At 68.2% G+C, this 26,535-nt stretch carries 28 protein-coding genes, 1 tRNA gene and 1 pseudogene; 11 read left to right on the forward strand and 19 right to left on the reverse strand.

The window, feature by feature from the left end; all coding sequences use genetic code 11:
- Window positions 1-86: 86 nt before the first annotated feature.
- From LNW72_RS00925 to LNW72_RS00935, 3 genes are all read right to left on the reverse strand, one after another.
- Window positions 87-566, reverse strand: a complete 480-nt coding sequence (locus LNW72_RS00925; RefSeq protein ID WP_250973522.1) for a ricin-type beta-trefoil lectin domain protein — start codon at window positions 564-566, stop codon at window positions 87-89.
- A gap of 147 nt (window positions 567-713) precedes the next feature.
- Window positions 714-950, reverse strand: coding sequence for a hypothetical protein (locus LNW72_RS00930; RefSeq protein ID WP_250973523.1), 237 nt, complete (start codon window positions 948-950; stop codon window positions 714-716).
- Between the two features lie 163 nt (window positions 951-1,113).
- Complete coding sequence (locus LNW72_RS00935) at window positions 1,114-1,983, reverse strand: transposase (protein ID WP_250973407.1); 870 nt, start codon at window positions 1,981-1,983, stop codon at window positions 1,114-1,116.
- Between the two features lie 532 nt (window positions 1,984-2,515).
- Between LNW72_RS00935 and LNW72_RS00940 the strand changes: the two genes are divergently transcribed.
- Window positions 2,516-2,589 (forward strand) — tRNA-Val (locus LNW72_RS00940).
- A gap of 247 nt (window positions 2,590-2,836) precedes the next feature.
- Here LNW72_RS00940 and LNW72_RS00945 read toward each other — a convergent pair.
- The 3 genes from LNW72_RS00945 to LNW72_RS00955 all read right to left on the reverse strand — a co-directional run bounded on the left by LNW72_RS00945 (window position 2,837) and on the right by LNW72_RS00955 (window position 4,324).
- Window positions 2,837-2,992 (reverse strand): hypothetical protein, encoded by a 156-nt coding sequence (locus tag LNW72_RS00945; RefSeq protein ID WP_250973524.1) that lies wholly within the window; start codon window positions 2,990-2,992, stop codon window positions 2,837-2,839.
- A 164-nt stretch (window positions 2,993-3,156) separates the two neighbouring features.
- The gene (locus LNW72_RS00950; RefSeq protein ID WP_250973525.1) at window positions 3,157-4,008 is read right to left on the reverse strand and encodes a class I SAM-dependent methyltransferase; all 852 of its coding nucleotides are present in this window, start codon (window positions 4,006-4,008) and stop codon (window positions 3,157-3,159) included.
- 79 nt (window positions 4,009-4,087) lie between these two features.
- Window positions 4,088-4,324, reverse strand: coding sequence for a hypothetical protein (locus tag LNW72_RS00955; protein WP_250973526.1), 237 nt, complete (start codon window positions 4,322-4,324; stop codon window positions 4,088-4,090).
- A 290-nt stretch (window positions 4,325-4,614) separates the two neighbouring features.
- Between LNW72_RS00955 and LNW72_RS00960 the strand changes: the two genes are divergently transcribed.
- Window positions 4,615-5,541, forward strand: a complete 927-nt coding sequence (locus LNW72_RS00960; RefSeq protein ID WP_374117103.1) for a hypothetical protein — start codon at window positions 4,615-4,617, stop codon at window positions 5,539-5,541.
- A 267-nt stretch (window positions 5,542-5,808) separates the two neighbouring features.
- On the opposite strand, the gene LNW72_RS00965 is transcribed toward LNW72_RS00960, so the two are convergent.
- The 3 genes from LNW72_RS00965 to LNW72_RS00975 all read right to left on the reverse strand — a co-directional run bounded on the left by LNW72_RS00965 (window position 5,809) and on the right by LNW72_RS00975 (window position 8,725).
- Window positions 5,809-6,642, reverse strand: a complete 834-nt coding sequence (locus tag LNW72_RS00965) for a hypothetical protein (protein WP_250973528.1) — start codon at window positions 6,640-6,642, stop codon at window positions 5,809-5,811.
- Between the two features lie 387 nt (window positions 6,643-7,029).
- On the reverse strand, window positions 7,030-7,644 hold the full coding sequence (locus LNW72_RS00970; protein ID WP_250973529.1) for a DUF6461 domain-containing protein: 615 nt from the start codon (window positions 7,642-7,644) through the stop codon (window positions 7,030-7,032).
- A gap of 196 nt (window positions 7,645-7,840) precedes the next feature.
- Complete coding sequence (locus LNW72_RS00975) at window positions 7,841-8,725, reverse strand: hypothetical protein (RefSeq protein WP_250973530.1); 885 nt, start codon at window positions 8,723-8,725, stop codon at window positions 7,841-7,843.
- A 327-nt stretch (window positions 8,726-9,052) separates the two neighbouring features.
- On the opposite strand from LNW72_RS00975, the gene LNW72_RS00980 reads away from it, so the two are divergent.
- Window positions 9,053-9,268, forward strand: a complete 216-nt coding sequence (locus LNW72_RS00980; protein WP_250973531.1) for a DUF4265 domain-containing protein — start codon at window positions 9,053-9,055, stop codon at window positions 9,266-9,268.
- A 232-nt stretch (window positions 9,269-9,500) separates the two neighbouring features.
- Here the strand turns inward: LNW72_RS00980 and LNW72_RS00985 are convergent, their stop codons facing one another.
- Window positions 9,501-10,436: a LysR family transcriptional regulator gene (locus LNW72_RS00985; protein ID WP_250973532.1), complete on the reverse strand. Its 936-nt coding sequence runs from the start codon at window positions 10,434-10,436 to the stop codon at window positions 9,501-9,503.
- Window positions 10,437-10,558: 122 nt separating this feature from the next.
- Here LNW72_RS00985 and LNW72_RS00990 point away from each other — a divergent pair, with 122 nt between their 5' ends.
- Complete coding sequence (locus tag LNW72_RS00990) at window positions 10,559-11,371, forward strand: inositol monophosphatase family protein (RefSeq protein WP_250973533.1); 813 nt, start codon at window positions 10,559-10,561, stop codon at window positions 11,369-11,371.
- 27 nt (window positions 11,372-11,398) lie between these two features.
- A complete protein-coding gene (locus LNW72_RS00995) occupies window positions 11,399-12,046 on the forward strand; it encodes an NAD(P)-binding domain-containing protein (protein WP_250973534.1) in 648 nt (215 codons plus the stop codon).
- A gap of 21 nt (window positions 12,047-12,067) precedes the next feature.
- On the opposite strand, the gene LNW72_RS01000 is transcribed toward LNW72_RS00995, so the two are convergent.
- The 4 genes and pseudogenes from LNW72_RS01000 to LNW72_RS01010 form a co-directional block, all read right to left on the reverse strand.
- The gene (locus tag LNW72_RS01000; protein WP_308402131.1) at window positions 12,068-12,514 is read right to left on the reverse strand and encodes a terpene synthase family protein; all 447 of its coding nucleotides are present in this window, start codon (window positions 12,512-12,514) and stop codon (window positions 12,068-12,070) included.
- Window positions 12,515-12,644: 130 nt separating this feature from the next.
- Window positions 12,645-13,091: a DDE-type integrase/transposase/recombinase gene (locus LNW72_RS01005; RefSeq protein ID WP_250973535.1), complete on the reverse strand. Its 447-nt coding sequence runs from the start codon at window positions 13,089-13,091 to the stop codon at window positions 12,645-12,647.
- A gap of 151 nt (window positions 13,092-13,242) precedes the next feature.
- A pseudogene (locus LNW72_RS41985) lies at window positions 13,243-13,494 on the reverse strand (IS3 family transposase); the annotation flags it as partial.
- A gap of 316 nt (window positions 13,495-13,810) precedes the next feature.
- Window positions 13,811-15,166: a helix-turn-helix transcriptional regulator gene (locus LNW72_RS01010; protein WP_285369185.1), complete on the reverse strand. Its 1,356-nt coding sequence runs from the start codon at window positions 15,164-15,166 to the stop codon at window positions 13,811-13,813.
- A 184-nt stretch (window positions 15,167-15,350) separates the two neighbouring features.
- On the opposite strand from LNW72_RS01010, the gene LNW72_RS01015 reads away from it, so the two are divergent.
- Entirely contained in the window at window positions 15,351-16,082 is a 732-nt protein-coding gene (locus tag LNW72_RS01015; protein WP_250973537.1) for a DUF4232 domain-containing protein, read from the forward strand.
- Window positions 16,083-16,510: 428 nt separating this feature from the next.
- Complete coding sequence (locus LNW72_RS01020; RefSeq protein WP_250973538.1) at window positions 16,511-17,089, forward strand: suppressor of fused domain protein; 579 nt, start codon at window positions 16,511-16,513, stop codon at window positions 17,087-17,089.
- A gap of 101 nt (window positions 17,090-17,190) precedes the next feature.
- Here the strand turns inward: LNW72_RS01020 and LNW72_RS01025 are convergent, their stop codons facing one another.
- Both LNW72_RS01025 and LNW72_RS01030 read right to left on the reverse strand, forming a co-directional pair.
- Complete coding sequence (locus LNW72_RS01025; RefSeq protein WP_250973539.1) at window positions 17,191-17,652, reverse strand: hypothetical protein; 462 nt, start codon at window positions 17,650-17,652, stop codon at window positions 17,191-17,193.
- A gap of 500 nt (window positions 17,653-18,152) precedes the next feature.
- Window positions 18,153-18,482, reverse strand: a complete 330-nt coding sequence (locus LNW72_RS01030) for a hypothetical protein (protein WP_250973540.1) — start codon at window positions 18,480-18,482, stop codon at window positions 18,153-18,155.
- A gap of 1 nt (window position 18,483) precedes the next feature.
- Here LNW72_RS01030 and LNW72_RS01035 point away from each other — a divergent pair, with 1 nt between their 5' ends.
- On the forward strand, window positions 18,484-18,825 hold the full coding sequence (locus LNW72_RS01035) for a hypothetical protein (protein ID WP_250973541.1): 342 nt from the start codon (window positions 18,484-18,486) through the stop codon (window positions 18,823-18,825).
- A 903-nt stretch (window positions 18,826-19,728) separates the two neighbouring features.
- On the opposite strand, the gene LNW72_RS01040 is transcribed toward LNW72_RS01035, so the two are convergent.
- Entirely contained in the window at window positions 19,729-20,055 is a 327-nt protein-coding gene (locus tag LNW72_RS01040) for a MerR family transcriptional regulator (protein ID WP_250973542.1), read from the reverse strand.
- 284 nt (window positions 20,056-20,339) lie between these two features.
- A complete protein-coding gene (locus LNW72_RS01045) occupies window positions 20,340-21,158 on the reverse strand; it encodes an IS5 family transposase (RefSeq protein ID WP_250973543.1) in 819 nt (272 codons plus the stop codon).
- Between the two features lie 1,243 nt (window positions 21,159-22,401).
- Here LNW72_RS01045 and LNW72_RS01050 point away from each other — a divergent pair.
- The 3 genes from LNW72_RS01050 to LNW72_RS01060 all read left to right on the forward strand — a co-directional run bounded on the left by LNW72_RS01050 (window position 22,402) and on the right by LNW72_RS01060 (window position 24,494).
- Entirely contained in the window at window positions 22,402-23,211 is an 810-nt protein-coding gene (locus tag LNW72_RS01050) for a lamin tail domain-containing protein (RefSeq protein WP_250973544.1), read from the forward strand.
- Window positions 23,208-23,531: a hypothetical protein gene (locus LNW72_RS01055; RefSeq protein WP_250980488.1), complete on the forward strand. Its 324-nt coding sequence runs from the start codon at window positions 23,208-23,210 to the stop codon at window positions 23,529-23,531. Before LNW72_RS01050 ends, LNW72_RS01055 begins: the two co-directional genes overlap by 4 nt.
- Before the next feature lie 567 nt (window positions 23,532-24,098).
- On the forward strand, window positions 24,099-24,494 hold the full coding sequence (locus LNW72_RS01060; RefSeq protein ID WP_250973545.1) for a hypothetical protein: 396 nt from the start codon (window positions 24,099-24,101) through the stop codon (window positions 24,492-24,494).
- A gap of 918 nt (window positions 24,495-25,412) precedes the next feature.
- On the opposite strand, the gene LNW72_RS01065 is transcribed toward LNW72_RS01060, so the two are convergent.
- Entirely contained in the window at window positions 25,413-26,531 is a 1,119-nt protein-coding gene (locus tag LNW72_RS01065; RefSeq protein ID WP_250973546.1) for an acyl-CoA desaturase, read from the reverse strand.
- Window positions 26,532-26,535: the final 4 nt, after the last annotated feature.

Raw genomic sequence — 26,535 nt, forward strand, 5'->3', positions numbered from 1 at the left:
CAGAACTCGTAGGGACCCCTGACAGTTGGCCACGTCGATGCAGGCGGATTGCGAGGAGGCCGGGAAGGCCGTCGGCGCGGTGAGGGTCAGGCGGCGGCGAGGCTGATCTGGTCCTTGAAGATCACCCAGCGCTGGCCCTGGTCCTTCGCGTCGCACGCCTTGGTCGAGACGTTCGGGGTGCTCCAGGCATTGGCGAAGCAATAGGCCGGCGCGTAGCTGAGGGCGATCTGCTGGCCCGAGACATTCCAGTACTGACCCTGGTCCTTGGGGTCGCACGGCTTCACCGAGACATCCGAGGCGTTCCACGTGTTGGCGAGGCAGTAGGCCGGAGCGTTACTCAGGGCGATCTGGTGACCCGAGACGGTCCAGTGCTGGCCCTGGTCCTTCGAGTCGCACGGCTTCGTCGAGATGTTCGGTGTGTTCCAGGCATTCGCGAGGCAGTAGAGACCGGGAGCACGCAGGGCCGGGACGGCCGTTGCCGCTGCCTGCGCCCCGCCGGCCGGCAGGAAGGAAGCAGTCAGCGCCAGTGCCGTGAGAGCGAGCGTCTTGCGGAGGACAATTGCCATGGGGGCGAGATCCATTCTTGCTGCGGAGTGGGATTCACGACCGAATCACGAGACGGATTCCCGTCTCTGTTCCGAACTCAGGGCAAGTGGAGCACCCCCAGAAATTGGGCAACGGTTTCTGCGCAGCACGTTCACCCCAATGAGCCGCTACATGTGATGACCTGACAGGCACCCGAGAACAGTCAGGTAGTACACCAAGGCACCCCCCTTCCCTGAGCGGGTGCTCAGATCGGGGTCGATGACGAGGTCAACGGTCAGATCGAAGGTGTCGAACCCGGCTGCCCCGGTGCGGCCGGTGGGTGCTCGAAGTTGACGTACCAGTTCCTCAGCCCGGCCGTCGTGCAGAAGGCGTTGATGCTGAACCACGCCGCCGGCGGCTTCCACAGCTGCAGCTCCCCCGGGCCGCCACCAGGCGGACCCCTGTGCAACCGGTGATCAACCTCCGATCACCTTCCGGTCCCAGACGCAGCAATGCACTCGCATTCCGGCTAACGAGCTCGTGCATGGTTGGCGCTGGCGCGTCGAGAGGTGCGGCTCGGCTTGGTGTTCACCTTGGCTGACCGGGCCCGCGGGTGGCAGTCTGCTGGTGTGACAGGAGCCCGGCGATGGCCTGGATGGTGTCACTCATGTGCTCGCGTCGGCCGTGGTGGCGGGCGAGGGCTCGCCAGTTCTTGAGGTGCGCGATGCCGTGCTCGACGCGGATGCGACGTGAGGAGTGGGTCTTGCGCTGGCGTTCGTGGATCTCTTCGTACCAGTCCGGTGCGTTCTTCTTGAACTTGCGGTGTGGCGGTGTCACGACACGTCCGCCTGTCTGCGCACCCAGTCCCTGGTAGCCGGCGTCAGCAAGGATCTCTACGGTAGGCCCGTCGACAAGGTGCTTGACCAGTCCTAACTGCCGGGCATGCGTGATGTCGGCACAGCTTCCAGGCTGGGCTGGACTGCAGAACAGAAGTCTGCCGTCGGCGTCGGTGAGGACCATGGACTTGACGGCGTTCTGCTTGTTCTTGCCGGAGATGAACTTCTCCCGGTCTTTGCGTCCCGCGGCTGGTCTGCGGACCCGGATCTCGGTTCCGTCGATGATCCCGCTCTGCCCGCTCGCACCGAGATGGTCGATGACCTCGGCGAGTGTGTGCAGTCGGACATCGGGCGCCACGGTGCAGCCGCGCCCTGCCAGCAGCGGCCGCACCTCACCGATGGCGCGCGTGATGGTGGAGCGATCCACCCCGAACCAGCAGGCCAGTACGTCATGGGTGGCGCCATGGCGGAGATGAACGGGCGTGGCCAGCAGCCGGTCGACAAAGACGAGTTTGTACCTCGCTCCGGCTCCCACTGCTCTGCGACGGGGACGCGAGGTGAGGGCCGAATGGTGCCGCTCCTGCCACAACGGGCCGATCTCGGCGATGAGTTCAGCGATCACATCGCGTGTCAGCCCAGTGATCCGCTGGCTTTGGATGATCGCTGCACGAGCCCGGTTCCCCACCACACTGACCATGATCAACGACCAAGACCCCAACGCACCAGCGCCAACCATGCACGAGCTCGTTAGGCCCCCGTAAGACGGCCCTACCTGATCGTCAGGAGGCGCAGGTGTCCCTGCAGAACTACCCCAGCGACATGCAGCGGGCTGCGCAACGCGCCAAATCGGCAGGCCGAGCCGGCGTGGTGACGTACGGAACCTACCGTCGAAAACGATGCGCACCAGGCAGCAACTGGACGACGTCGGCCCCGGGAACCGGCGGGCATCAACACCTACCGCCAGACCGCCAGACCGCTAGAAGAGGCGGCCACGCATGTGTCGCGTAAGGTTCGAGAATCTCACACGGCCTGGCTCTCTCCACGGGTGCGAGTCCTGGCTCACGTTGTGTGGCATTGCCACGCTGACTGATCCGTCGTCCTGGAGAAATTCAAAGCGATGGAGTGCAGGTGGCTTGTATGGTCACGAGCGGGATGGGGCTCGTAGCGCAGTGGCTGTCGCGCCTTCACCACATGTGGGAGGACGCCGGTTCGAATCCGGTCGGCCCCATCCCACCCCGGCTGTACCTCGCTCATGCCAGGAGGACACGTTTCCGAAGGAGTTCGAAACCGGCGCGGCCGACCATCTGGCGTTCGAGCATCTTGATCCGGTTGACGTGGCCTGTGAACCACCCCGAAGTTCCAGGGCAGGGTGAGGCCAGCGATGACGGCGTCCCGCGGTCCCGGTCGATGCCCGCGGTGAGGGTGTAAAGGCTGGGCAGGTCGTCCTGGCGGACGGCGTAAAACCAGTTCAGAGGTCATTCGCCCCGGCGCTCGGTCAGCATGCTCGCGAAGGACCGGACAGGCCTCGACCCCGGCCGGACGACCGCCTCGATCACCTCGACCGATTCCACCAACACACCCTGGACCGAGGAAAACAGCAGCTCGTTCAACTGCGGCAGCACTTCGTTCACGGCGAAGGACTGTCGACCACACCACCGTCCAGCCAGGCAACCTTCCGGCGAACGTCAGCGCTCCGTGGGCGGTCAATGCGCACAGCACCGGCCGGCCGCGCAGGACCCTGGCTCCACTCATCAAGCCCCCTGGTAATCGATCACCAGGGGAACCGGGAGGCGCTCTACCGGCGGACCGCCGAGATCAGTCCGCCGGGCCGCTCCTCGCGCCGCGGCGGGGTACTGACCGGGCGACCGTAGGCAGCAGCACGCTCGCGCAAAGTGTGGCTGTCGGCCTCCCAACCGTGCCCGGACAGCCAGCCCACCGGGTCGTCGGGCATCTCCGAGACCCACAGGGACGCCGCCGATCCCGGCGCCGCGTCCGCACCGAAACGCTCGATCACGCCGCGCGAACCCAATGTCAGCCCCAACCAACTACCTGCCGCCGACTGCGTGCTGATCCGCCCCAGCAATAGCTCCACCGCATCCTCGGGCAGATAGATCAGCAGTCCCTCGGCAATCCACACGGTCGGCACGCCCGGGTCGTGCCCTGCGGCGGCCAGCGCGCGCGGCCAGTCCTCCCGCAGATCCACCGCGACGGTGATCCGCTCGCAGCGTGCTACCGCACGCTCCTGGCGCAACACCGACGCCTTGAAGTCCAGTGGCGCGGCGGTGTCGACCTCGAACAGCCGGGTGCCCTCGGGCCAGTCCATCCGAAAGGCCCGACTGTCCATACCCGCACCGAGCAGCACGACCTGCCGGACCCCGGACGCGGACGCCTGCTCCAACAAGTCGTCAAGGAACCTCGTCCTGATGACGATCGAGAACGACACAGCCAACCGGCGGCGCCGCGCCGCCTCGTCATCGGGCAGCGACGGCGAGGAAGGCCACAGGCCGCCGGCGGTAGCGAAAGCCTGTGCCAAGGGGTCACGGAACAACGCGTTCTCCCGGCCGGACTCCAGCGCCCGTACCCTGGCCACCCCCACCGCCGTCGCCCACACCCCCGACGGCTGAACCCGCTCCCGCCCATCACTCATCACACCAGCGTAGATGACCGAATCCAACAGGCCCGATCAGGGAAACCAGCGGCCGCTCGCATGCCGCAGCGGTCCGACGTCACTGCACGGGCCACCGGAACTGCCCGTCCGGTACCTCCCACCGCTCCAGCACTCCCGCGGCGGCCAGTTGGACCAGCACCACACGCAAGGCATCTCCCAGCAGGCCGTCCGTCCAGAACACCCCCCTGACCTGGGTGAACGCCTCGGACCCGTCGAAGATCCCCAGCGAGCGGCCCACCACGAAGGCGGCACCATCCCCGTCCGTCCAGCCGGCCAGCCCCTCGGGGAGATCCACGCAACGATCCTGCCGGCACAGCATCACACCCCGCGAACGCCTCCCGTCACAGCACCAGATGACGAGGGCGGCGAGGTGACCTGAACGGAGCACCCCGAAGACGTTTCGAAATCCAGTGGACCCTCCGCCGCCAGCGAGGCACAATCCGCGGGGAACCGGGGCGAGAGGGAGCTGGTTTGGACGTGTTCGCGTGTGCCAGGTGCGGCACTCAGCTGACGGCGCCGATATCCCAGGTCGCCCTCCCCATCCACACCCACCACGGGAGGTGGGAGGAACTCCATCCTCCCCTGATGGAGCCCTCGACGTATGCCGTCGACCCCCGGCCCACCGGACCGCCGTGGCGGTTGTGGGACGAGGTCGGACAGGACGCGGCTGCCCGACAGCGCGTGTACGCGCCGGTGTACTCCATCTCCTTCGGCGCCAGGAACAGGATCGTCATCGCCCCCGGCGACTCACGGTCCATGGCCCTGATACCCGACAAGTGCGAGGGGTACTGCAAGGGTGTGGACGGTCGGGCGGGCCCCAACCTTGCGTGTGTGGGGTGCGGGCGGGCCGTGGCGACCCGCATGGACGATTGCGGATTGTGGCAGGCGGTGTGGCTGGAGCCCGACGCGGTCGTACGCCGCCCCGCGGGGCTCCCCGCCGGTCCGCCTCCCGATTGGGACGACCTCGAGCGTGCCGAGCACCGCGTTGCACCCGTTGAACCCGACGGGTCGTGGAGCCGGCGCTGGGAGGCGGCGGTCGGGGTCGCGCTGGCTCACCTCGTGGCGGCCACCGAAGACCACCCGGTGACCCTCCCCGCCGGCCCCGTCGCCGAGCTGCTGGGCCACGCCGTCGGCCAGTACCTCCCGACCGGGCCCGGTGCCTGTTCCGTGGGGTTGGCCGGCCCGGCGATCCACACGCCCCGACCCCGTCCCGACGTTCTCCTCGTCCCCCGCCACCCCCTCACGGGCGCGCCCTGGCGCCCGCCCGGCGACAACGGGGCTGTGGTGCCGCTGGACAGCGGGGTCTGGGCGTACCTCGCCCACCCGGGCGAGACCTCACCGATGCCCGCGACCGGTGTACTCCCCGAGGGCGTCCTGCGCGACGACTACCCGCTCCCGCCGCGCCCCTGGCACCCGCTGACGCCCCACCACCACGCCTTCAACGACACCCTGACCGGACTGCCCGCGATACGCGCCCCCCGACTGCGCAGGTATCACGACGCACACCGCTAGGCCGACTCCCTGGGCCCAACCAACCCTTGATCGATGGGTGTCGCTCGCTCACACCAGTGGGCGAAGATCGAGCCAATGCCGCCGGAGCGGACCCCTCAGCGGGGTGAGCGGCAGCGTGATCACCGGCAGGAGATCGACACGATCGCGGTCACGTACCGCGCCGGCACACCATGGATGAACCGGCCTGAGCACATCAGCCGTCGTGGAAGGGAGCCCACTCCCCATAGGCACAGGCGCAGGCGCAGGAATGGTGGGCGCACATGACCATCAACCAGCTCCGGCCTGCCGTTGCGCCGCCCGGTACGCCAGCCCCCGCATGAGGACGTCCCGCGCGCTCGCCCTCACATGCCGAGCCCACGACGGGTCGCTCTCGCCGCGCATCGTGCTCCAGCAGGCGAGGGCGTAGCCGTACTCCCCGGGGCTCAGGTATCCCATCCGGTGCAAAGGCTCGTCCCTGCGGCCGGTGAGCATCCGGTCCGTGAGCTCACCGACCGGCATCACCGAGTACCCGGCCACCTTCCCGTAGTCGTCCGCGGCGTTGGCCGACAACACGCCCATGCCGAGGTGAACGGTCACCAGGTCGGTGAGCCGCTCCTCCTGGCTGCGGGAGATGCCCAGCCCGGCGATGCGCCCCTCGCCGATCAGCCGGGCATGCGCCAGCTCGTGCGCGACGAGGCCGGCGAACGCATCGGGCCGGGCGGCCACACGGCGGTCCAGTTCGATCACCGCCCGGCCGAGCACCTTGCGGTACTCCCCAACCTGGTGCTTCCTTCCCTGGACCTTCTCGGGGGACTCAACCAGCAGCACATCGATACCGGAGACGTCCGCGCCCATCACCGCACCGATCCGCCGCACCAGCCGCTCGGCCTGCTCCTGCGTGCCGGTGAAATCCGCGGGGACGAAACCTGAGAGGGCGATCTCCCGGCGCGACGTCGCGGGCCCGAACTCCTCGGCGCACCACCGCAGCCACCGCTCGGTCCAGGTCCGCTGTTCCTCCGGTACGGGACACGTGCCCGGAGCGTCGGTCCGCAGCCACGGTTTCGGCCCCGTCGTGCTGATGCCGACCGACGGCCGGCCCCCACCACGTAGCCACGCCGTCATCCGGCCCGACACCCATCCGCCCATGACACCCCCGAAGATCCCGCGGGCGGCCCCGGCCACCCCCTCGCCCTGATGTGGGACGTGTTCCGATCCCCCGCCGGTTGCGGCCGGCCCACCCACGAGTCCGACCGACAAACGCTGATCTTCCTCGGCCGACTCCCCGCGTCAACTCCCCCACCCGCAGCCGCATCCGCCCTGGTGCGAGCGTCCTCCACGGAACTGCCCGGGGCCGGGTGCGGACCACAGCGGCGACACACCGTCGGTAGCCATCCTCCGCTCCTCCGCCCGACCCGCAGATCCGCAAGGCCGTGGATCATTACCGCAGGCCGTACACGCGAGCCGTCAGCGCCCACTCATGACGACCTGTCCGCCCGACGGGCGAACAGGTCAGGCGCATCGTGCAACCCGGTCCGGATGTGGCCGAAGCCGGGCGCTGAGGACAGTCTCAGCGAAGAGATCGGCCTGGTCCATGCCCGCACCGAGGCCTTCGGTGAGACGGAAGAAGAGCCCGCGCATTCCCAGCGGTCCGGTCTCTCCGGTGTCCGGTCGGGCGCCCAGCGCCTCCAGTTCGGAGTCGAAGTGGTGAGGGTCCTGGCCGGTGCGGTGCCGAGGCTCGATGCCCAGAAGAGTGTGCAGACCGGTCACCAGCTGCCCGTTCACGGCATAGCGGAAGTCCACCAGAGGCTTCTCGTTGGCGTGCAGGGACAGCGCTGCCGTCCCCGCCGAGAGCTCGCTGAGCAGGTCGTCGTCCTCGACGCACAGCCAACTGCCGTGCTCCCATACCCACGCCCACGACCCGTACCGGCCGGCGGTGACCACGTAGGCATCGTCCTCGTAGAGGATGTCGTCGAAGTCCTCGTCGAACTCCTTCTGGGTCCGCTCAGCGAGCGTGGCGGGGTCCGCCCCCATCCGCTCCAAGAGCTCCCGCGCAGTGAGGTCACGGGCAAAGGTGACGCTCAACAACGGCAGGTCCGCCCCGTACATCCAGCCCAGGCCACTCATCCGTACTCCTCCATACATCGATCGACTCTCTCCGGCGAGGCTAGACGGCCACTACGACAGGTCTGTCCCCTGCCGTGTCGGGGCGCAGAATCAGCTGCCCGGGGCCGCGAGCCCCTTCTTCACCAGCCGGTCGAACTCACCTGGAAAATGGTCAAGATCATTTGGCAGAGCACACAGCGCAGCGCGACACCTGGAGTTACCACCGGTGTCCCGTCTCAGTCGACCTGGTCCCCCTCTCCAATGGTCTGGTCCGATTCGCCCTGCATCTCAGACGATCTGGCCGGCCAGAGCTGTCAGCAGGTGTCAGACCGGGCGGTTCCGTGAAGTGCATGGCGTGGGAGTCGCCCTGCATGGAGCGTGCCGAATCGAAGACCTGCTGCGCCTGGGCGGCGGACAGACGCCGTGCCTCCCACAGCAGTGCTGCGGCATCTGCCGCCTCCGATGGAGGAGGCGGCGGAAGCTCGGTCAGATCGACGCCCGTCAGCGCGGCCAGGTCGCGTGCGTCGATCCCCAGCAGGGCAGCGAAGTCCGTCACCAACCGCGGGGTCAACTCCATGCGGCCAGAGCCGATCACACCGTAAGTAGCTGCCGACAGATACGTGGGCGTCACGAACGCGAGAGCCATCGCCATGCCCGTCCAGTTCAGATTGCGGTACTGGAGCATGCGGATGACCCAAGCGCCCGGACCGCCGGCGAGGGGCATGAGCGGCTTCGGGGCGAAGCTGGAACACCGCTCCTCCTGCGGCAGTGAGCGGACCAGTTGCAGAAGCTCGCGGCGTCCCGCTGTAGGGAGACGCACCGCCTCCGTCACCGTGTTCTTCACCCATATCGCGGCCGTGGCGTCCAGCGGCGCCATGTCATCCGGGACCGCCAGCCCCGCAAGGATGAACAGATCGACGGCATGGAAGCCCAGTGCGGGGCCGAGCCGTCGGAGGAGTTCATGGCTGGGGCTGTCCCCTGCGAGCACAGCGCAGACCTCGTCCGGGTTCAGCCCAGCGCGGTCGGCCAGTTCCTGCGCGCCGAGTTCTCTGTGCTCCAGCAGTCGCGCCAGCATCGCGCCGAACCCGAGGTGCTCCGTCATGCCCGCAGACTAACCAGATACGCGAGTGGGACACAGCCGTGCTCGATGGGCGCGGGCCACTGAGGGCGCGGGTGGAGCTGTCACTGGCGACCGCGATGATCGCCCTGGCGGGCGTGAGCACGCTGGTTCGACTGCCAGGAATTCGCAGCCTGGACCAGCAATCAGGCGGCTGAGGCGATCGACCAGCACCTTCAGTACCTGGCCGAGCAGGAAGAAGACGACGAACTACCCGCCGACACGGACGACGCGCTCGCCTCTGAGCTCCAGCGGCAACTACGGGACCTGGACCTCATCGCACGCCACTCAAAGGACCTTCACCACGCCAGCTTGGGACTGTCCATCGACATCTCCATCCGACTCCGCGTCCTGCGAACCTTGCTGATGCCGAGCGAGGAGACTGGACGGCTTGGCCGCAGCATCAACCTCATCAAGAACTCAATCAAGGAATCCCGACTGCTCAGCGAATGGCATGGAGAGCGCTTCATCGCCATCGATGTCCCTCCCGGCACCGACATGAGCACGCTGTTCGCCCTACTACAATAGGAAGTCGACGAGGCAGGCGCCTTCTGGGAGTGGGCCGACGCCAGGCCGTTCTCGACCACGCGGAGCTGACCACCCGCGGCGCTCGCCCACGCAGCATCACACCAGCAGGCCCATGCCTCAGGTGGTCCCGGCGCAGGCCAATCCCCGGGGCCACTTCAGGAGGTCGGGAAGCTGCGAAACGTTCACCAGCTGGGGCCGTTTGAAGCCGTCCGGCCGGGGCCACTGAACAACGTCACAGCCAGTTCGGTTGCCGTTCCGGTGTGGTCGGTTCTGCGAACAGGGCCTGCAGGACCGTTTGGGCCTGTTCGCGAAGCCAGGTGTGGGCCCGGTCGTTGTCATGGCGCCGGTGCCAGGCCAGGTGAAGTCCGATCGGCGGCAGTTGCATCGGGACCGGCAGCGCCAGCAGGCCCAGTTGTCGTCGCGCCGCTCGGGTACTGGCCTCGGGGACGGACACCACCAGGTCAGTGCCGTGGACAAGTCGTAGGGCGGTTGATGCCGTTGGGGCCGCAGCGACGACCACACGCTCCATCCCCAGGTCGGCCAGGGCATCGTCGACCGGGTCGCGCAGCCGTCCACGACGCGAGACGGTGACGTGTTCGGCCGCAACGTAGCGTTCGGCGCTCAGCGGTGCTCCGGCCAAGGGGTGACCTGGGCGTACCACGACGACAAGGCGGTCCTGTCCGATCTGCCGGTGGCGGACGTCGGGCGCCGCGGGCGCGCCGGTGCCGGACTCCAGATCCACATCGCCCCGGCGCAGATCGGGGGTGTCAGCACTGGGCTCGGCGACAAAACGTAGCCGGATGCCCGGGGCCTGGCGGTGCACCGATGCCAACAGGGCAGGGCCGCAGGCGTCGGCGAGGGCGTCGTGCCAGCGCACCGTGAACACGCGCTCGAGCGTGCTCAGATCCACCTCCCGGTCCGGCGACAGCACCTCGTGCGCCTGCTGCACAAGTTCGTGGACCTGTGCTCGGACAGCGAGAGCGTAGGTAGTGGGGACCATGGTGTGCCCGGAGCGGACCAGGATCTGGTCTCCGGTGACCTTGCGGAGGCGGCCCAGGGAGCGGCTCATCGCCGGCGCAGTGACATGCGTGGAAGCCGCCGCGCCGCTCACGCTGCCCTCTTCCAGTAGTGCGTCCAAGGCTGTGAGCAGGTTCAAGTCCAAGTGCATGAGAGTAAATATATAGCTGACCAACATGCACTGGTTGTTAATCCGTGGTGGGTCTACGGTCGAGACCAGACACCGGGGCCGCGGCAATCGCCGCCTCGGTCACTTCCCCTTCAGGAGCACCCATGACCTTCGACATGTCCCTCGATCTCGACAACTCCCTGTTGGCCAAGGTCACGTCCATCGTTCGGACCGCAGGCGACACGCTGCTCGACCGCTACACCACGCACCCTCGCGGAACGGCTCTCGACGAGATCGTGAAGGAGATCTACGCCAACGACGACGCGGTCCTGGCGGTGATGCGGGAGCCGCTGCTCCTGGCCAGGCCGGGCTCGCAGTGGGCCGAGGACGAACTGGCCGGCGGGGCGCTGCCGGCCGGCGAGTGGTGGATCGTCGATCCCGCCGAAGGCAACATCAATCACGTCCACGGCATGCCCGACTGGGCGGTCACCGCCACCTTGGTGCGTGACAACCAGCCGGTTCTGACCGTGGTCCACCTTCCACTGACCGGCGACACCTACACCGCGATCGCGGGAAGGGGCGCCCACCTCAACGGCACGGTGCTGTACGCGTCGGCCAAGACCGACCTGAGCGCGGCCCTGGTCGGCACCGGCCAGGCCAAGCCCGGCGAGGACGCCGACACCTTCCGCAAGATCGGCGAATCCGTCACCGCGATGCTGATCAACGCCCTGGTCGTCCGGGTCTCGGTCCCCGCCACCTTGCAACTCATCCACCTCGCCGCCGGACGGATGGACGCCTTCTGGCAGTTCTCCGACGTCCGCTCCGGCCTGGTGACCGGCGCCCTGCTGGCCATCGAGGCCGGCGGCACCGTCACCGATATCAGCGGAGCCCCCTGGAATCTGGCCAGCCCTGACTTCCTGGCCGCGGCCCCCGGCCTTCACGCCGCCGCCGTCACGGTCCTCGCCCCGATCGCCTGATCAGCCCACCCATCACAAGGAGTACTCATGAGCACCATCGGCATTCTCGGCACCGGGCGCGTCGGCAGCAACCTCGCCCGTGCCCTCGCCGCCGCCGGACACACAGTCATCCTCGGCCACCGCATCCCCGACGAGGCAACACCGGTCAAGGAAGCAGGCATTGACCCCTCGATCCGGTTCGCCGACCAGCGCGCCACCGCCCGCGCCGCCGACATCGTGATCAACGCGACCCCGGGCGACACCGCGCTGGAACGACTGACGGAACTGCGCACCGAACTCGCCGACAAAATCCTCATCGACGTCTCCAACGCCACCCACGATGCCGCCGACGGACTGCCGGGAGACCTCGTCTACCCCGGCAGCAGCCTGGCCGAACACCTCCAGCAGGCTCTACCCGACACCCGGGTGGTCAAGACCCTCAACACCATGCTTTTCATGGTCATGACGTCGCCACAAACCCTGGCCACACCGCCAACGGTCTACCTGTCCGGCGAGGACGACCACGCCAAGGAGACCGTCGCGACCCTGCTCGGCGACCTCGGCTGGCAGCCGGCATGGATCGAGAACCTCGGCGGCATCACCACCGCCCGCGCCACAGAAGCCCTCATCCTGCTGGTCCCCCACGTCCTGCGACGCCATGGATTCCAGCCCTTCGCCGTCTCCCTGACGCGCTGACAGCGACCACCACCCCGCTCATCAGCCTGACCGATCCGCTTCCCGCCCCGGCGCGTCCCCACTACCTGCGGCAGCCGGGATGTGGATGCCGGCGACCCGCTCGCCGAGAAAGAGAGGGGGGCAGGTCCGTTCCCGCAATGCCGCGCCGAACCTGGAAGTAGCTCTCCATGTCCGCGGGACTTTACGTAGCCGGCCGATCGCCTCGTGGGCCTGGGTGGCGAAGTAGTACTCCCACTCGTGCGCAGTCCGCGCTACCCACCCCTGGTGGGCGCCGCAGGTGCTGCGCGCCCAGATGTCGGCGAGCACCACCGCGCACGCATCCGCGCCGGGGCCCAGGAGGGCGCCGTGGACGATGTCGATCAGTCTCTGGCGCACGGCCGTGGCTCGCGCGGGCTCCTGACCCAGAGAGCCGTCGAACTGGTCATCGAAGACGAAGGAGAACGCCGTCGCGTCGGCGCACAGATCCAGGTCCGGCCCCTGGGCGTAGGGGAAAGCCGGGCGTGGCCAGCTGCGGCATGCCCCGCGAGGCGTACCAGTCCACGGATCGCTCCTCCCCCATGAGGGGCCTTCCCCGTGAAGGTGGGCACGCGGCTATTGATCACGCGGCGAGTGTGAGTTCAGCGGTGTGGTGTTGGCGTTCGTATCCGTTGGGGCTGAGGTGGCCGTTGGCGGAGTGTCGACGGCGGGTGTTGTAGAGGGTGAGCCAGGCGAAGACGGTCCTGTGGCAGGTGCCGGCGTCGCCGTAGTCGTGGGCGCCTTGGAGGGTCTCGCGTTTCAGGGATGCGTGGAAGCTTTCGCAGGCCGCGTTGTCGGCGCTGGTGCCGACCGCGCCCATTGACCGGGTGACTGCAAGGTGGTCGCAGAGGCCGGCGAAGGCCCGGGAGCCGTATTGGGCCCCGTGGTCGGAGTGGAACACCGCGCCGTCCAGGCCGCCACGGATCGAGGCGGCCATCTGCAGGGCGTCGGCTACCAGGTCGGTGCGCATGTGGTTGGCGATGGACCAGCCGACGACCTTGCGGCTGGAAGCATTCCAGCACGGTCGCAAGGTAGAGGAACTCCCCGCCGGCGAGCGGGATAGACGTGATAGCGCCCATGTATTTGCGTCCCGGGTCGGTGGCGGTGACGTCCCGCTGGAACAGGTCCAGGACCGGTGCGGCTGCCGGGTCCGGGACGGTGGTGCGCACGCGTCTGCGTAGGCGGATGCCGGTGATGGAGAACGTCCGCATGATCCGGGCGACCCGCTTTTCGTTGACCCGCCGCCCTTTCTCGCGGAGCTCGGCGGTCACGCGCGGGGAGCCGTAGGCGCCGCCGGACTCGCCGTGGACCGCGCGGATCTCCTCGGCCAGGACCCGGTCCTTGTGCTGCCGTGCAGCCCGGGCCTCGGCGCCGGCGAGCCACTTGTAGGAGCTGGACCGGTTCACGTCCAGGACGTGGCAGAGCCGCTTCACCTCGTAGGTGTCCCGGTGGCCGTCAACGATGTCGTCCGTTCGAAGGGTCCGACCCGGGGCTTTGCGACATCGCGGCGTGGCTGAACAGCCAGCGGGCCCAGGGCCCGGACTGCCCGCAGCCCAGATGGATCAGTCTGCGGAGCCGTCCCACAGACCCAGGCGCACGAGACGGCGTTGCCGGCATCGCTCGCACCAACACGTCGGGCTCATCAACCCCCGAGCACAACCCACTCCTGCCGTGTTGTTGGGCGTTCGGCTTCCCTGTGGACGAGCGCCCCGGGCCCGGGTGGGTCCACGCGGCTGACGCGCAGGGCGGTCAGGGTGCGCGGGGGATCCAGTCGCTGCCACCCAGGGGGTAGTCGTAGCCGGGACGGTCGGCGCCGGCGCTGGTACGGAAAGGGGTGCCGTCGTTGTCGGCGCGGACGGTGCCGTGGCGGGTGCCGCTCGACCAGTCGAGGGTGAGGCTCCAGCGCACGTCGTGCGCCTTGGTGTGGGCGGTGACGTAGAAGACCTCGGGATCGGACTGGCTGACGCTGTACGGGAAGTCGCGCTGGCCGTTCTTGACCGTGACGGTGGGGCTGCCGCTGTCCAGGTCGACGTCGAAGGACTTGGTCTCGACGCCACCGCCGCAGCCGACGCCCATCGCGTAGTCGTTCCAGGCGAGCGGCGCGTTCCTGGACACGATGCTCACGTGCAGCGCTTCCAGGACGACGGTCTGTGAGCCGGTGCCCTGGACGGTGAGGGCTACCCGCTGCTCGTCCGAAGAGACCGCGCCGTACGAAGCCGCCCAGCGCGGCGCGTTCTCCTCGTTGGCGGGCGGGCCCATCTGCGCGGGGGCGCTGTCGACGAGGAAGCGCTGGCTGCACGGGTTGTCGTAGACGTAGGGGCGGGTGCGGACGGTGAGCGGGACCGCGGCGCTGCCAGGGATCGGCGCGGCGGACGTGTGGGGTGCCGCAGCGCCCGGCGTGGTGGAGGTTTCGGCTGTCGGCCGGTCGCCGGTCGCGCCCGCGCGTGGGGTCGACGGGCCCGGCGTGTTCGGTGTGGGGGTGTCCTGCGGGACGGAGGCGTTCACCGTCTTCTGGTTGCCCGCGTCGCTCAGGTTTCCGGTCGTGCTCGTGCCGCTGTCACCGGCCCACGGCGCACGCGCCGCGAGCACCGAGGCCACCAGTACGGCCGCGGCGGCGGAGGCGACCAGCACCGTACGGCGCCGTCGCGGTACGGCGGACGCGCCCGGCATGCTGACGACGACCGGCTCTTCGGGCTCGTTCGACGCATCCTGGGTATCGGCTCCGGGGGCCCCGGCCGTCTCGCCGGGCTCGGCCGCATCCGGCTCGCCGGCCGCGAGGACCGCAACACCGGCCCCTGCCTCTCCGCTCTCGCGCCGCACCTGCGACGCGGCCGCGCGGGCTGCGTCCGCCAGAACCCAACGGCGGTGCAGCTCCACGAGTTCCTGCGGCGTCGCCCTGCACACCCGCGCGAGGCGCTCCACCGGCGCGTAGTCATTCGGGACAGCCGCGCCGTTGCAGTACCGGTGCAGCGTCGACGTGCTCATGTGCAGCCGCTTCGCGAGCGTGCCGTAACTCAGCCCCGAGCGGTCCTTGAGCTCCCGTAGCAGCGTCGCGAACCCCTCGGCCGACCCGGTCCCTGCCGACCCTGCCACGTGTTCCCCCATCCCGAAGCGACTCCCCGTATCCCGTTCCAGCGTTCCAGGCGCTTCGTATTCGCCCTGTTCAGAGCCTATTTCACCATTCCAGTATCCCCAACTGCCGGCAGGCGTGACGGCTGGGACGGATCACCGAACAAGCTCCTGCCATCCAAGCACCACACCAGTGTCACCAGCGAATGAGGTACGCAACATGTCCGGTATCCGCACCCGCGGTATCCCTCTCGCCACCGCCGCCGCGACCGTCGCGATCGCCGCGCTCTCCCTGACCGCCTGCGGCGACGGTGGAACGGGCGTCCGCGCCGAGACCGGGGGGACGAGCCATGCGGGGTCCACCGTGCCCACCGGCAGTGCTTCCGCCCCGGGCCCGTCCGCGTCGCCCTCCGTGGCGAACCCCGCGTCATCCCAGGCGCCCGGCACGTCCGGGCCTGCGGGGTCCGGTGGTCCGAAGCCCACGACGCGGCACACCACCGCCGGAGCCCCGGACTCCGCAGGCAAGCCGGTCACCTGCGAGGGCTCCAACACCAAGACCGTGGCGGCCCCGTTGAACCGCCCGGTCAACCACATGCTGCTCACCGTCACCAACACCGGCAGCACGACCTGTTACCTCTACGCCTACCCGGCGCTGCGGTTCACCGGGGCCCAGGCGGTGCCCCCCGTTATCGACGACTCCCACCCGCAGGCCGTGGTGACGCTGAACCCGGGACAGTCCGGCTACGCCCTGGTGAACCTGTCCGCCGCAGACGGCAGCGGCACGAACGGCTACACCGCGAGGACCCTGGCGGTCTACTTCTACGGCCGGTCCGGCACCGAGAACGTGGGCGCCGCCGCCCACCCGTCACTGCCCGCGGGGGGCCTGTACATCGACAACACGCTCAAGACCACGTACTGGCAGCAGTCGATGGACGACGCCCTGAACTGGTGACACACGGACCGCGCCGCCCACGGACGACACGGCTGCTGAGACTGCGCGAACAAACAGCGGGCCAGTGTGTGCGAGGAGGGATCATGTTCCCCATCCTCCATGGGCGGTAACCGGTTCGGGTCGTCTACGCGCCGGATTCGGCACCAGATCCGGCCGAGTGGACGATCCCCGCGAAGTAGACCCGGCGCAGCCGCAACACGGACGATGACCTCGTACGGCGGGTCGCCGCCGCGTACGGGATCACGCCCTTGGACCGGGACTGTCCAATAGACTTCTTACAGTCCCCGATCCCGACCAGCGGCTGTGCGTGCTCACCGCGACATCCACCGCAACCGTTGCTACAAGGGTTGGCGGGCGGTCAGGTTTGCTCCGAGGGTTTGTGCTGGGTGCAGTCGGGCGGGTTGATTGAGGTCTGGCATGATCGCGCGGTGAGTGATGCGAGGCTGCTGGCCGTGGAGGCCGTTGAGTCACATGTCCGGGCGTTCTTCGAGGGGCATTCCGTTGAGGTCGTCGTCTACGACCTGGGGCCGGAACGGCGCGAGGTCGTAGACGACCTGCGGGTTCTCGTTGTCGGCCCCGGTCCACGCAGCGATAGCTGGGCCTATGTGACCGCCGGGTGCTGGGCCGCGATGGAGAAGGATGGTCATGGGCTTGAGTTCGTCATGACCGCCCCCGTCAGCGACCAGCGGTTCATCGACCTCATGGCCACGATCACGTACTACCACTGCGGTGGGCATCAGCTCGACCTGAAGCACAGCATGCCGATCGGTGAACCATGGGTGCCGGGCTCGGCCTGCGACCACCTGCTGATCAGCCTGCCCTATCTCCACGGACCTGACCTTGAACACTGTCCGCTGCCCGGGGGCCACGCCCGCATCCTCCGGCCCCTGCCTGTGACAGCCGCCGAAATCGAGTTCCGCAGACGTCAGGGTCATGAGGCGTTGGAGCAGCTCTTCGACGAGGCGGAGATCATTCCCACTGATCCTTTCCGGGCATCGGTGGTGTGAGGCGACGGCTCCTGTACGACTGGAGGCTGGAACGTGACGACGGATGCCTGGCGTGTGTTGGAGGAGATACAGCGTCCGGCGTGGACGTTCACGCCTGCGCGTCAGGCCGTCACAGCGGCACGGGGTCGGGCGGCCCACGCGATCCCCGCCAACACGGCAGTACAGGCCACCGATGCCGCTGCCGTCATCCGAATCCCCTGCGGCACGTCCTCCACGGTTCTCCGCTCTCCGTCTTCCATGACGCATACGGTACGCAGGCTGAGGAAATGGACGTCATACCCCACCGCCCCCTGCAACTTGGACCGGCACGGGTGGTCGTAGGGGAACGGAGCCGAGTCCGCCCCGCCGTCCTGCGCCACGGCCACGGTCGACATCAAACCGATAGCCCCCAATGAGTAGGAGGCCGTGGCCGTGGCTGCGCACGCAAGGGCGGCAGCAACGACCACACGGCGCCATCCAGCCCAGCCTTCGTTCCCCAACAAGGCAACCTTGACGGACTGGAGTAGGAAGAACACGACCAAGGCAAGCGCGGCGAGGAATGCCACCGGTATGAAGAGGATCATGACGGTATTCTCCCTCGCGCTCGGTTGCCCATGGGGTTCCCGTGCACTGAACCGAGCCTGACGTCAACTGCTGGCGTGGGACGAAGCCACAACGTGAACCGGTGGCGCCAGCACTGCTCCATCTTCGGTGGCAATCGGTCCAGGTTCGTTGTCAGAGGACAATCCGCGAGCGCCAGGCGGTCGCCGTCGCGTCGGTGTCGGGGCGAGGAGCGGCCGGGGCTGGGTCCGGATCGGACATGGGGTCGGTCCTTCGGTCGAGGTGCGGGGCACAGCCGCACACGGAAGAAGAGCTGGAACGCTCGCCCCTTGTCGCAGGAGGCGGCGGGCCAGACAGCAACGGCACGGAAACTGCTTCGTGATGCCTGGCAGTGCCGGTGACATTTCCTCTTGCTGAAGCCCCATTCAAGGGCTGTGGCCTGCGACTTCACAGCTCCTGGGTGACGGACTCTCAACGGCCCCAGCTCTTGAATCTCCCGGCCTGAACCACTACCGCACCGGTGTCAGGACCGAACGGTCCCACCCTCGCCATCCTCGGAGGTGGGACCGAATGGCGCCAGGCCACTGACCCGGACCACACCGAACGTGGTGCCAAGGAGGAACGTCAAAAACAACACGATGCCGATCCCGATCTTCTCCGGCCGGTCCGGCTGGACAGCCGGTCCTCCTCGCTCGAGCCCAGCGATGGCGCTGGTGAGGACGGCGGCCGCCATCACGTCGGCGACCTGCGTTGCCATACCGGGAACAGCGTCCGAGCTCTGCTCGGTCAGGAGCTGCTGGTTCTGCGAGCGCAGCACCTCGACCTCGCGCAGCAGCAGCAGCAGCCTGCTCACTTTGTGCCGCGAGGTCGGCTTCCATCTGCCGGGTGTAGTGCTGGGCGGCGCGCAGTTGATCGTCCTGCCGGATGATGACCTGCAGTCCCTCGTCCCGCTCGTCCTCTGCGATCCGGGCCCGCTCCACGGCCAGGCGCAGCTCCTGGTCGAGGTCGCTGGCGCGCTGTTCGAGCGATTGCAGGCGCTGCTGGGACAGGTCGTGCTCGTCTGGGATCTGGTGCAGCTCCTCCTTGAGTTGCGCCGACTGCACTGCGGGCGATCCGCTGGCCAGGTCACTGCAGCGAGCCAGCCCGGAGTCCGCGGGAGGAGCGGTTCCGGGGGATTACTGAGCCGCTCCTCCTGATGAGGAAGGGGACCTTCGAGCCCGCGCCGCGCGATCAGGGGGGTCAGGCGCCGCGCGAGACCCCACAGCGAGGTCCCTCTTCCAGCCCGTAGGAGTTCCTGCCAGACCCTCCGGGCTCACCACCCATACTCCGCCGCCCCGGAACCCGACAGGCGCGCCGAACGACCCCGACACCGGGGACCTTCGTCCCGGGAGTTGGGCTGTCCCGCCCTGGGGACCAGCCCCAGCCGGCCGCATCCGACGGCAAGCTCCGCGCCCGCCCGGCCCATCCCCACGCTTCGACTTCGTCGTGCAGCGAGGCCTGCGCGGAACCGATCTGGCTGATGAACAGGCCCAGCATCAATGCTCCTTCAAGGCCCGTCAGCAGGGAGAGCAGCTGCTCCATCTCGCCTGGGTTCCGTCGTCGTGCTTGAAGCCCTGGAGGCGGGTACGTGTCGCCACGATCACGCGAGCGAAGACGTCGTCGCAGAGTCCCGGCCCCTGGCCGTCATCGTATGCGTTGGCTTCACGAGCCGTGAGGCGACCGCGGTAGACAAAACACAGAGCCTCGGCCCGGTTGGTCGGTTGGTTGGTTGGTTGGTTGGGGGACCTTGCCGTCCTTCGTCTCCTTCCACCAGGCCATCTCCGGCTCGTTCGGCAGGTTGGCTTCCGTGGTGTCGTGCTGGGCGGCGCGGTGATGGGTGGCGCCGTGGTGGCGGTGCGGGGGTCTGGCCGGGGGCCCGCGCGTCAGTGCGGTCACCCATGGCCGCCCAGGTCCCGATCGCCGCGCCGCCGAGGAGTAAGACGCCAGTACCCGCTGGCTCCACTCCTCGGTCATGGAGCGGCCCCTGACTGATCGACGGCTTACACGCACCCGGGGGTGTGATGGGGTGCGCAGCAGGCGGCTGCGTGCGCTTCCTGTGCTCAGGCGGCTGGGTGGTGGGCGCGGGTACGGAGTTGTTCGTTGAGTGCGAGGGCTAGTTCGAGCTGGTCCTGCAGCGCGACGATGCGACACGCGTCCCCGATGGCGGTGTACTGGTCGACGAGTTCACGGACCCGGGCGGCGATACGTAGCTGGTAGCGGGAGTAGCGGCGGTGGCCTCCGTCGGAGCGCAGCGGGGTGATCAGTCGGGCATCGCCGATCGCGCGGAGGAAGGCGGGGCTGGCGCCGATCATTTCGGCGGCGCGGCCGATGGTGTAGGCGGGGTAGTCCTCGTCATCGAGACGGCCGAAGGAGTGGTCTGCTGTCATCTCACCTCACTGGGATACGGGCGAAGGGGCGTGAAGGTAACGCGTGGAGGGGCCCTGGCGCTTGCAGCGCCAGGGCCCCGAGGGACGGAAAACACCACCTGCCGACCCCGATACTGCGCCGGCCTACTGGGTCCGCACTGCCGACCGTGGTCGGGGGTGCGGGGATCGCGAATGCGTGACCGGAGACCACCTCACTATCGATGTCCTGCGGTACCCGGACTCAAGCCGTCGGCCCGGGCGATCCTGATGGCGCTCAACCCCTCCGTTCCCTCTAAGAGGATGTCTCACGTGGTGAGTTTTGCGAGTTTCTTGTAGCAGGTGAGAGCAGCGGCGAGGCCGAGGAAGGCAAGGAAGTGGCTGCCCTTTCGCTCGTACCGGACGGTGAGGCGGTGGTAGCCGAAGAGCCACGCGATCGACCGCTCGATCTTCCAACGGTGGCGACCGAGGCGCTCGCCGGACTCGACGCCGGGCCGGGCGATCCGGGGAACGAGGCGGCGATCGCGGAGCCAACGCAGGTGTTCCGCAGAGTAGTACGCCTTATCGGCCCGGACCTTCGCCGGTCGCCGTCGGCGGGGGCCACGCCGTGAGCGAACTGCGGGTATCCCGAGAATCAGCGGCTTGAACGCCCGGCTGTCATGGAGGTTCGCGCCCGACACTGCCACGGATAGCGGCAGGCCCTGGGCTTCGGACAGAACATGCAATTTGCTGCCCTTCTTTCCGCGATCGACGGGATTTGCGCCAGTCAGCGATCCACCCAGCTTCGCCCGCACCGACGCGGCATCGACAATCGCGGACGACCAGTCCAACGCGCCCCTGGCACCGAGCTCGTCCAGCACCGCTCGGTGCAGCCTGCGCCACAACCCCGCTTTGGTCCACCTGGTGAACCGACGGTGCGCGGTGGCCGGTGAGACACCGAACGATTTCGGCAGATACCGCCATGCGCATCCGCTCGTCAGCACGTACACCACGGCCCCAAATGCCGCCCGCTCATCCGCCGGAGCGGTACCACCTCCCTGCGGACGGGAGGCGAACCTCGGCAACAACGGAGCCGTCAGCTTCCACAGTTCGTCCGACACCAACCGACGCGACAGGTCAACACCCACGGCCCAGCAGCATGCCGCATCAGTGAACGACACCGACTGAGTGCTACGAGTCGGCCGCTGACGTCCCTTCAATCAATCAGATCGGAGGGAGCCTGCGTTTGCGTGTTCGACGGAAGTCGTCGCCCGTAAGGTGCCAGCGGCACCATTTGATCACCGTCGCTCCGATGAGGAACCCCGCCAATCCGCAGACGGTCGCAGCAGTGGACCCGAACATGAACCCGCCCCAAGCAACAGCCATGCCCGCCGGCTGGAGCCAGACCAGGATCGGCTCCCCTGAACCGCGCAAAACATCCCAGGTCAGACTTCCAATCAGGGCCAGACCGACCAGGAGGCCGACAACGGGTACCCCGCTCGGCGTGACAGACAGGGCTAGGACTGGCATGGATACGACTCCGGAACTCGGGCAACGCAGGGAGCGCCTTGCTCAGCACCTGTGGGCATGGGACCCCGATTGTGTCAGAGCCGCCTGTTCCTCGGCAGGCGGGCTGCAGCGATGAGGTCAGCGCTGTCTTCGGTAATCCGGCCACGTGGCCCCCTACGCTCAACTATTCAAGGCACACGAGTCATCGGGCTAAGAGGAACGAGTCGTCACACAACCACGTGAGACACCCTCTAAATGCATCACTTACCCAACCGGTACTACGAACTGCTGGTGGCCTTCACCGCACCACCCTCCGGCAGCCAGCCCCGTCGCCCGTCCTGCATCTGCTCTGGTCGAAGAAACGGCACAACGGCTCCTACAGGTCCGGGAACCCGTTGGCCAGGGACAACCGGCAGCGGGAGGCCGGATGCGCGGGGCCGAAGGCCGCACCGCACAGGCCTGGCACGGAGTTGGGTAAAACTCCCGCGCCCTGCGGTCAACACTGCCTTGACCAGTGCCCGCTAAAAGCGACAGTTACAGATATATCCGGATTGGGCAATATAGGCAGAATTGCAGGATTTTGGGGGCGTATGGGGGCCAGAGTATGGCTCCTCGGCAGGACGCTGGGACCTGTTCCACACCCGCCCGGCCTGCACCAGGGCCGGGCAGGGCTGTCTGTTGAAGGGGTCATCTCATGTCTGCTTCTTACGCCACTCGCCGCGCTCTCGCCACGATCCTGGCCGCCGGCGCCCTGGTCAGCGCTGCGGCTTTGCCGGCCGTCGCCGATGACCACCGCGCAGCGCGCTCCTCGATCGCGGGGCGACGTCCAGTGGGACAGCCGCGGCCACGACCACCGCGCCCTGAACGGCGAATGGGGTCGAAGTGAAGAACACCAGCCGCCACAGCGTCGACCTGCGCGGCTTCACCCTCACCGACCAGCAGGGCAACCGCTACCGCTTCGCCGGCCTGCGCCTCGACGGCCATTCCAGCGTCAAGGTCCACACCGGCCACGGCCGCGACACCCACCACGACGTCTACCAGAACCGCAACCAGCAGATCTGGGACGCACACGACACCGCCACCCTCCGCGACAACCGGGGCCACGTCATCGACACCGAAACCTGGGGCCGCGGACACCACCACCGCCAACCCCCACCGGCAGCCACAGCCACAAGGTTAGTAACCCGGCCCACCACGGGAACGGCGTGCCACGGCAACCCAGCCGCGGCCCGCCACACCCACGACCCCACCACCCGCCGCCCGCGCAAGGCCCGCCAGACTCCCGACGACTTCCCTATCGACTCGCTCAGACCAAGGCCCGCGCGCACGAGTCCGCGGCGGGCTGAGGAACCGGATCGGACGGGGCCCAACCATGGCCGCCCGATCCGGCTGACCCTGTGGTGGCCTGAGCCGGGCGGGCGCCGCCTACGGCGCCCGCCCCCCGCGGCAGCGGCAGCATGCCGGGGGGAAGACCGGCATCACGCTCTGGCCGCAGGCCGAGGTCCGGCACCATGGCCACCAGCTGGGACCACTCACGGTCGTCCTGCCCCGGCAGCATCCGCCCGGCCCGCCGCCACCGCTCAGCCAGCGCCGCATAAATCGGCGCCTCCTGCGCGAGAAGAACCGATTCGCCACCACCGCCTTGGGCTGATTTACGCCGCCGACCCGTCGGGCTCACAGGATCCTGCATGACTGTCACCCCCAGGCCAACGACCGCACCCCGCCCTGGCAACTCCCTGCGCCCGTCCCTCACCCGACCGGGGGCCCACAAGGGCACGGCGCTGACGCGTGAACTATCGGGGCAAGCCCGCCAGCACAGATCGGTCCGAAAACAGATCGCCATGGAGCCGACTGCGCAGCAGGAGCAGGGCGCCAAGGTCGGCGACCTCGGCGAGATCATCGAGCAGAGCCCGCACCCGAGGGGGGTCGTCATACCGGACGGCCTCGACGACCTCGTCGATGATCTCGCGGATAAAGGCGGGCACAGACCCGGAATCAGTGCGCATATCTAGGGATATCAGACAGTACGGCGGGGACAGAATCCCTTGATGAGGTGCGGCGTTCCCGGCGCCGCGTCACGGCCACCCCCGCTTCCCAAGCAAATTCGAGCACATGAGCGAGCCGGCCCGCCGAGATGCCGACCGGCCCGCACCCATGGCCCGCGGCCTGTCAACGACGCATCCGCCCCTGGACCCCTGGCCGTGCCACTCCTTTTACGGGGTGGCGCCCTCGGGGACCGCCAGTTCATGACCGCAGGCGAAGCGCATCACGCGTTCCGCGGGCTTGAGCACCGCGGCACCGCCGCGAGCGCACTGCGGGCACATCGCGGAAGTCCCCCGGCAGTACGCGGACCGCACCGCTGCCCACTCCGTGTCCGTCAATTCCCGCATCACCGGCAACCGCCCACTTCCCCGTAAAGGTTCATGCGCGGCAGCGTAGCCACCCGCGCGACTGCGAGCCCAGAGGCCTTGCGCGCGGCTCCCCCATGTGCCAGCGGTTGTTACCAACTACCTACCGCCGTCACGCGGACCCTTGCCGCGCCGGTCACGCTGTACCCACGCGAGGGGTAGGAACCGGGAATGGCTGACAATGACGCGGTGGGCGAAGGCGAAGGACCGCCGGAGTTGTGCGACTGGTGCGGCCGGACATGGCGTGACGGCGTCCTGGCCCTGGTACCGGATTCCTCGGCCGTTCATACCTCTGACCCCGACAAAGACGGAAAGCGCCTGATCGTCGCCTGCTCAGCCGAACACCTGGCGGAACTGCAAGAGGAGTACCGGCAGCGGCCCTTCGTCAGCGAAGAACTCTGGGCCTGGCAGATCGTCCATGCACTGACCAGCGCAACACCCGGCGCCACCGCCAAGCTGATCGCCCACATGACCGGACTGACCATCCCGCAGATCGACCAGGCCATCGCTGGGCGCAACGAACAATTCCTGCACCGCCGTAACCCGCCCAAGGATGAACCGCCATAGCGCAGCTCAAACTGGTCAACGCGGATCAGCGCGCCCGGCGTCGCTGCGAGACCCCAGCGGTGTCGGTGAGACTGACTGGCGCCATGCCCGCGGTCACCCACGGCCGATCATGCCTGCGGCTTCGCATCTCGATGCCGGGTCCTTGTCGCCGCAGGCGGCCGACTCGCAGTGACGCTCCCTGCAGCGTGCGACAACGACGGCGGCACAGGCGTCGGGCACCTGCGCCGAACCGACGGCCCGGCACACAGCGGGCGAGAGCACTGAGACGGCGGTGAACGACGATCGCGACGACTTCCGGACCTCGCCCATGTCGGCCTGTCCGTCAGCAGCATGGTCCCTCAGCGGGGATCGTCACACCGCAGTTCCGCTCAACGGACCGGCAGATAGCACAGGCCCGGCCGACGACCCCCGACCTCCGAGGCCGCTGCAAGCCGCCACACCACCCTCGATGCAGCCGCCAGTTGAGCCCCCTGGGACCGTGAGACAGGGGCCGATTCACACCGTCACGGCCGGGAAGGAACGGCTCGGGCGCTTGCCGAGTTTCGGCCGCCGGGCAATGGCGGTCAGCGCACTTCGGACTTCTCGCCCGCTCCCGGCCGCTCGACGGCGGCCACGGCGTTCCCGCCGTCCCAGCCTCGCCTGCTGCACGGCCATCATGACGAGTGGCTCTTCCCCGGCCGCCAGCCCGAAGCGCCCATGAACCCGGTCTGTCTCCCGGTCCGCCAGCGTGAGATCGGCGTCCCTCCGCAGCGCGGCAGGATCTCCGCGATTCGTCGCTGGATGGAGCGAGTTCTTGCAGACGACCTCTCAGCCCTCCACTCGCTGATCGCCGGCCTGCGACGTACCTTCGACGCCGTCAGCGCAGGTCTCTCCACACCGTGAAGCTCCGACTTCTGATGCCCGAACCAGTACCGGGAGTCAGGCCGCGACGAGCTCCTGCTCACGGTCCGGCGTCGTGACCTTGGGCTTCCTGTTCGGCAGCGAGAGCCGCAAGACCTTGTGCCACGCGGAGTACACCTGCTTGGGTAGCGGCCCGGTGACGTACTTCAGCTCGTACTTCTCGAACAACGCGCGCACCTTCACCGCGACCTCGGCGTACCGGTTGCTCGGCAGGTCCGGGAACAGGTGGTGCTCGATCTGGTGCGACAGGTTGCCGGTCATGAAGTGCATGGCCTTGCTGCCGCTGATGTTCGCCGAGCCCATCATCTGGCGCAGGTACCACTGGCCGCGCGTCTCGCCCTTGATCGACCGGCGCTCGAAGACCTGCACGCCCTCGGGGAAGTGCCCGCACATGATCACCGAGTGGGACCAGATGTTGCGGACCAGGTTCGCGGTGAACGTGGCGGCGAGCGTGGTGAGGAACGACGGGCCCGAAAGGAGCGGGTGGATCACGTAGTCCTTGAGCACCTGCTTGCGGATCTTGCGGCCCACGGCCCTGGCTCGCGCGCGGAACTCCGGGTCCTTGCGGCGGCGCTTGTCCAGGTTCTTGCCGAGTTCCAGGTCGTAGGCGGCGATGCCGTACTCGAAGAAGCAGGCGTTGATGAAGTTCCACAGCGGCTGGCCGAGGTGGAACGGGTGCCACCTCTGGTCCTCGTCGACGCGCATGATGCCGTAGCCGAGGTCGTTGTCCTTGCCGATCACGTTGGTGTACGTGTGGTGCAGCTCGTTGTGCGAGTGCTTCCACTGCTCGGCCGGCGAGACGTGATCCCAGTCCCAAGTGGTGGAGTGGATCTTCGGATCCCGCATCCAGTCCCACTGGCCGTGCAGGATGTTGTGGCCGATCTCCATGTTGTCCATGATCTTCGCCACGGACAGGCCGGCGGTGCCGATCAGCCACGCGGGCGGGAAGATCGAGAACAGCAGGATGCCCCTGCTGACCAGTTCGAGTTTGCGCTGCGCCGAGATGACCTTGCGGATGTAGGCGGCGTCCTTCTCGCCGCGGCTGGAGATCACCTCGTCGCGGATCGCGTCCAGCTCGCGGCCGAGCTCCTCGATCTGCTCCGCGGTCAGGTGGGCGGTGGGGTCGATGGCGGTCAAGGCG

It is taken from the genome of Streptomyces sp. RKAG293, from assembly GCF_023701745.1.
In the GTDB taxonomy this organism is placed as follows: domain Bacteria; phylum Actinomycetota; class Actinomycetes; order Streptomycetales; family Streptomycetaceae; genus Actinacidiphila.